The organism is Butyrivibrio sp. INlla16 (genome assembly GCF_900104155.1).
Lineage (GTDB): Bacteria > Bacillota > Clostridia > Lachnospirales > Lachnospiraceae > Butyrivibrio.
This window is the reverse complement of sequence record NZ_FMYB01000104.1, coordinates 1-5,267: the sequence shown is the minus strand read 5'-3', so window position 1 is coordinate 5,267 and position 5,267 is coordinate 1. Positions and strand designations below refer to the sequence as shown.

Genomic DNA, 5,267 nt, shown 5'->3' with positions numbered 1-5,267 from the left:
TATCCGTTTTGCGAAAAATATCATATAACGTAGCAAGGCTGATGCAATTAGAAGATCCTGTGAACCGGATACAGATGATAGATATAATGGATGAAGTGGACTCGGATCTTACATGTGTGGCAAAGTTTATTTTTGAACCAATTCCCAGTATGTATTGATTTTTGAGAATAACAATACCTTTACTCCTTTTGATGACGCATAGGGATAACTATGCGCTTTTTTATGCTGAATATAGGATAATAACATCTCAAAAAGCAACTACTCCACCTGATTATGGCATTCTCCTGCACAAAAACTTCTTCATGAAACAACCCTAGTGAAATAAAAAATCTTCTTGCGAAAGAGTTCACATTATGCTAAAATAAACAAGCTGTTGTGATTAGGCAGCGATGTAACTAACGTATAATATTTTAAAAATATTAAGAATCATTGATATAAAAGAGGTGAGAAAATGAGACAGGATATTCAGCCCGAATACTATCAGGCAACAGTTACTTGCAACTGCGGTAACACATTTACAGTTGGTTCAACAAAGAAGGAAATCCACGTAGAAATTTGCTCTAAGTGTCATCCTTTCTATACAGGAACACAGAAGGCAACCGCTGCTCGTGGACGTATCGATAAGTTCAACCGTAAGTATGGTATGACTGCTAACAACGATTGATCACTGGAAATGCAAAGAGGTTGAGGCTAAGGTCTCAACCTCTTTTTATCATATAGAAATTACGATGTAATTTCTATATGATAAAAAGCGCTCCGCACACAATCACTTATACTAGGAGACGACATGGGAAAGAAAAAAATAACTCATTACTCAGGAATTGGCGGACAGGCAGTACTCGAAGGAGTTATGATGCGCAATAAGGATATGTACGCAGTTGCGGTCCGCAAGGAAAACGGGGAGATTGCGGTAGAGGTTGATCATTACCTTGGAAAGGGTGACAGCCTTGGACTTACACATATTCCTTTTATAAGAGGAGTTTTTGCTTTCTGGGATTCACTTGTCCTTGGCATGAAATCCCTTAACTTTTCGGCATCACTGTTCGGACAGGAGGAGATTGCACAGGCAAAGGACCCGATTGCCGCAGAGAGCAGGGAAAAAGTGGCGACGACTATCACAACAGTTGTGGCATTTGTGATCGCCATCGGAATTTTCATGGTACTTCCGTATTATTTAAGTTCACTCTTTAATGACTATATCAGGAATAATTCCGTGGTAGTTCTTATTGAGGGCGGAATCAGAATCGCAATTTTTGTCCTTTATGTTCTTCTCATCTCACTTATGAAGGATATAAGGCGACTTTTCAGATATCACGGTGCTGAGCACAAGTGTATCAATTGCCTTGAAAGGGGTAAGCCGCTGACACTCGAAAATGTAAAGGAGAGCACAAGACTTCACAAGAGATGCGGAAGCAGCTTCCTTCTGTTCGTAATGTTTGTCAGCATCATACTGTTCTTCTTCATCAGAGTTCAGTCGATACCGCTGAGAATCCTTGTAAGAGTCGCACTGATTCCCGTAATAGCAGGTATTTCCTATGAGATAATCAGACTCGCAGGAAGAAGCAACAATATTATCATGAAGATTATTTCCGCACCGGGACTCCTTCTTCAGATGCTCACTACTAAGGAGCCTGATGATGAGATGATCGAGGTTGGAATTAAATCGGTTGAAGCAGTTTTTGACTGGAGAGAGTTCCTGGAGGACTCCTTCGGATATAAGTTTGAGGACGATGAAGAAATCGCAGAGTAATTATTATGGACTACGCATCACTTTATAAAGAGGGAGAGGAAAAATTGAATAATGCAGGTGTTCCGGAGAGTGCACTGGATGCCAGACTCCTTCTCGAGTATGTGTGCGGAATCGACCATAATACCCTCCTTTCGCACGGTGATATGGAGGTCTCAGAGGAGAACATTTTAAGGTACAGGGACTTTTTATCTAAAAGAGAGCAGAGAATACCTGTGGCTTATATTGTCGGAAACGCAGAGTTTATGGGGATAGAATTTGATGTTACAGGAGATGTTCTTATTCCTAATCAGGACACAGAGACTCTTGCGGAGGAAGCCCTCAGATATCTGCATGACGGGATGAATGTGCTGGATTTATGCACAGGCTCAGGGTGTATCGCGCTTAGTCTTCTTAAGTACAGCAATGATACCAAAGCTGTTGGCACGGATATGTCTGATGCCGCGCTTTTGATTGCGGAGAAAAATGCCGAAAAGCTGGGATTATCTGACAGATTCAAGGCAGTAAAGGCCGATATTTTCCCGGAGCAGGTGGAGAAATATGATCTTATAGTATCGAATCCGCCCTATATTCCGACGGATGTTATTGAGACTCTGGCACCGGAAGTAAAGACCTACGAACCCTATATGGCACTTGACGGAAGCGCTGACGGGCTTTCGTTTTACAAGAGGATTGTACCCGGAGCAAAGGAATATCTGTTTAAGAACGGATATCTTCTTCTGGAGATCGGCTACGATCAGGGAGAGGCAGTAAAGGAACTTATGGAGTCAAATGGATACAAAGATGTCCGGGTTATAAAGGATCTTGGTGGCAATGACAGAGTTGTAGGCGGATGCTTCTATTAGCTGCGCTATTTTTGGAACTAATAATAATCGCAGTTAATTAGGAGAGAAATATTATGTTTAGCAGATTAGAAGATATGGTCCGCAGATACGAGGACATTACCATGGAACTTGGCGAGCCCGATGTGGCTTCAGACCAGAACAGATTCAGGGCACTCATGAAGGAACAGAGCGACCTTCTTCCGATTTTAGAGGAATATAACAATTATAAAAAGTGTAAAGAGACGATTTCAGACAGTGAGGAGTTGCTGTCCTCTGAGTCTGATGACGATATGAAGGAGATGCTGAGGCAGGAACTTTCCGAAGCAAAGGACGAGCTTCCCGAGATAGAGCAGAGACTTAAACTCCTTATGATTCCCAAGGACCCCAACGATGATAAAAATGTTATCGTGGAGATACGTGCCGGTGCTGGCGGTGATGAAGCGGCCCTCTTTGCGGCTGATATGTATAGGGTTTACACCAGATATGCGGACAGACATGGATGGAGAATTGAGACCATGAGCGTCGAGGATACGGGAATCGGCGGAATGAAGTCGGTTAGTTTTATGCTTTCCGGAACAGGTGCCTATTCCAGACTTAAGTTCGAGAGCGGAGTTCACCGTGTTCAGAGAATACCCGCAACTGAGTCGGGCGGAAGAATCCATACATCAACAATCACGGTTGCCATTATGCCTGAGGTTGAGGACGTAGAGGTTGAGATCGATATGAATGACTGTAAATTCGATGTTTTCCGAGCTTCCGGTAACGGCGGACAGTGTGTCAACACTACGGATTCTGCTGTAAGACTTACGCACATTCCCACAGGAATCGTTATTTCCTGTCAGGATGAAAAGAGCCAGATAAAGAATAAGGCTAAGGCACTTAAGGTACTTCGTGCAAAGCTCTATGAACTTGAGCAGCAGAAGGCTCACGACTCCGAAGCTGCCCTTAGAAAGAGCCAGGTCGGAACCGGTGACAGATCAGAGAAGATCAGAACCTACAATTTTCATCAGGGACGAGTTACGGATCACCGCATAAATCTTACGCTTTACAAGATCGATTCCATAATGGACGGAGACCTTGAGGAGCTTATAGATGCACTTACGACCGCAAGTCAGGCTGAGAAGCTGGCGGGCATGGCGCAAAATTAAGCAAAATGATATAATAAATATCAGCTATCGACATTTGCGGTGCCATGGAATAGCACTGGCAATTTTTTCTATGAGGGTTAATTCATGAATGAACAGATGAAGCAGGAGCTTATCGACTGGGGTGTTAACTGGCCTGATGTTCAGGACAGATTTATGGGGAATGAGGATCTTGTCGAGAAATTCATGCTTAAATTCCTTAATGATCCCAGTTTTGCTGCTATGACAAAGGGACTTCAGGCAAAAAATGCCGAGGAAGCCTTTAAAGGCTGCCATACACTTAAGGGTGTGACAGGAAATCTGGCGCTTGATGCCATGAGACCGGATGTGCTTGAGCTTACGGAGATATTAAGAGCGGGATCACTGGAGGGTTCGGAGGAATTATATCAGAAAATCAAAGCTTCCTATGATTCGCTTACGGAAATACTTAAGAAGTATGCCGGATAAAAAAATAAAACTCTTCCCGTGATAAAAAAGGGAAGAGTTTTTTGTTTGATTTTTTCGCGCTATTAGCAGGTTACGACGATTCCGCCGTCTCCCGCATAGGTTGTGGCAACACCTGCTCCATCGACGATCAGGACGTTCTTGAAAGCTACCTTTGAAAGAATCAGATTTTTAACTACGGCAGCCCTCTCGTAGCAGTTGATATGTGTGATCATGAGTGTCTTTTCCTCGGGATCCTTGGTCCTTTTTGCGACAAGATCAGCCATCTTGATAAGAGCTTTTTTCATACCAATGCCCTGCCCACACTGGGCTATAGTGCCCTCTATAGCATAGCAGACGGGTTTGATATTGAGAGTTGAAGCCACAATTGCTTTCATACCTGTGAGGCGGCCATTTTTCCTGAGAGTATCAAGAGAATCCAGGACAAAATAGGTATCCATTCCATCTCTGTAGGCCTCAACCTTCTCGACCACTTCGTTAAAGGGAAGTCCGGCCTCTGCATATTCCATAATTTTGAAGGCCACATTGGTCTGACCGCAGCAGGCTGAGAGCGAATCAAAAACATGAATGTTTTTCTTTCCTATATCCTCATGATAAATATCTCTTGCAAGAAGAGCACTGTTATAGCTTCCGCTGAGCTTCGAGGACAATGTTACAACATAGATATCATCGGCATCGCACTCGTAAGCTTTCATATATCTGTCGGGTGAGGGACATGCTGATTTGGCGCAGGTCTCACATTCGGCAACGCGTCTTATATAATCAAGCTGGTCAAAATTCTCATCATCAAGAACTGTATAATCGCCTACCTGAAGAATAAGCGGAATTATCTCAAAACGCTTATCAACATGGTATTCTGCAGGCAAATCGGTACAGCTGTCTACAACAATCTTATAACTCATATTCTATCCTATCCTCCGATGGGGGTTATGCATCAAAATTGCACATGGTTTTTTATACGACATATTCTAGCATGAAAACCAATATGGGTAAATAAAAAAGGAATTACGCATAGGGTTGTTTCATGAAGAAGTTTTTGTGCAGGAGAATGCCATAATCAGGTGGAGTAGTTGCTTTTTGAGATGTTATTATCCTATATTCAGCATA

At 42.9% G+C, this 5,267-nt stretch carries 6 protein-coding genes; 5 read left to right on the top strand and 1 reads right to left on the bottom strand.

Features of this window, described 5'->3' with window-relative positions; genetic code table 11:
* Window positions 1-451: 451 nt before the first annotated feature.
* The 5 genes from rpmE to BLR42_RS21740 all read left to right on the top strand — a co-directional run bounded on the left by rpmE (window position 452) and on the right by BLR42_RS21740 (window position 4,163).
* The gene (rpmE, locus tag BLR42_RS21760) at window positions 452-664 is read left to right on the top strand and encodes a 50S ribosomal protein L31 (protein WP_022762883.1); all 213 of its coding nucleotides are present in this window, start codon (window positions 452-454) and stop codon (window positions 662-664) included.
* Between the two features lie 123 nt (window positions 665-787).
* Entirely contained in the window at window positions 788-1,750 is a 963-nt protein-coding gene (locus BLR42_RS21755) for a DUF1385 domain-containing protein (RefSeq protein ID WP_091873727.1), read from the top strand.
* A 5-nt stretch (window positions 1,751-1,755) separates the two neighbouring features.
* Entirely contained in the window at window positions 1,756-2,592 is an 837-nt protein-coding gene (gene prmC, locus BLR42_RS21750) for a peptide chain release factor N(5)-glutamine methyltransferase (RefSeq protein WP_091873725.1), read from the top strand.
* A 53-nt stretch (window positions 2,593-2,645) separates the two neighbouring features.
* Window positions 2,646-3,719 carry a peptide chain release factor 1 gene (gene prfA, locus BLR42_RS21745; protein WP_091873720.1) on the top strand — a complete coding sequence of 358 codons (1,074 nt, stop codon included), beginning with the start codon at window positions 2,646-2,648 and terminating at the stop codon, window positions 3,717-3,719.
* 84 nt (window positions 3,720-3,803) lie between these two features.
* Window positions 3,804-4,163 carry an Hpt domain-containing protein gene (locus BLR42_RS21740; RefSeq protein WP_091873718.1) on the top strand — a complete coding sequence of 120 codons (360 nt, stop codon included), beginning with the start codon at window positions 3,804-3,806 and terminating at the stop codon, window positions 4,161-4,163.
* A 62-nt stretch (window positions 4,164-4,225) separates the two neighbouring features.
* Here BLR42_RS21740 and BLR42_RS21735 read toward each other — a convergent pair whose 3' ends face one another.
* Window positions 4,226-5,062, bottom strand: coding sequence for a DegV family protein (locus BLR42_RS21735; RefSeq protein ID WP_022762879.1), 837 nt, complete (start codon window positions 5,060-5,062; stop codon window positions 4,226-4,228).
* Between the last annotated feature and the right edge of the window lie 205 nt (window positions 5,063-5,267).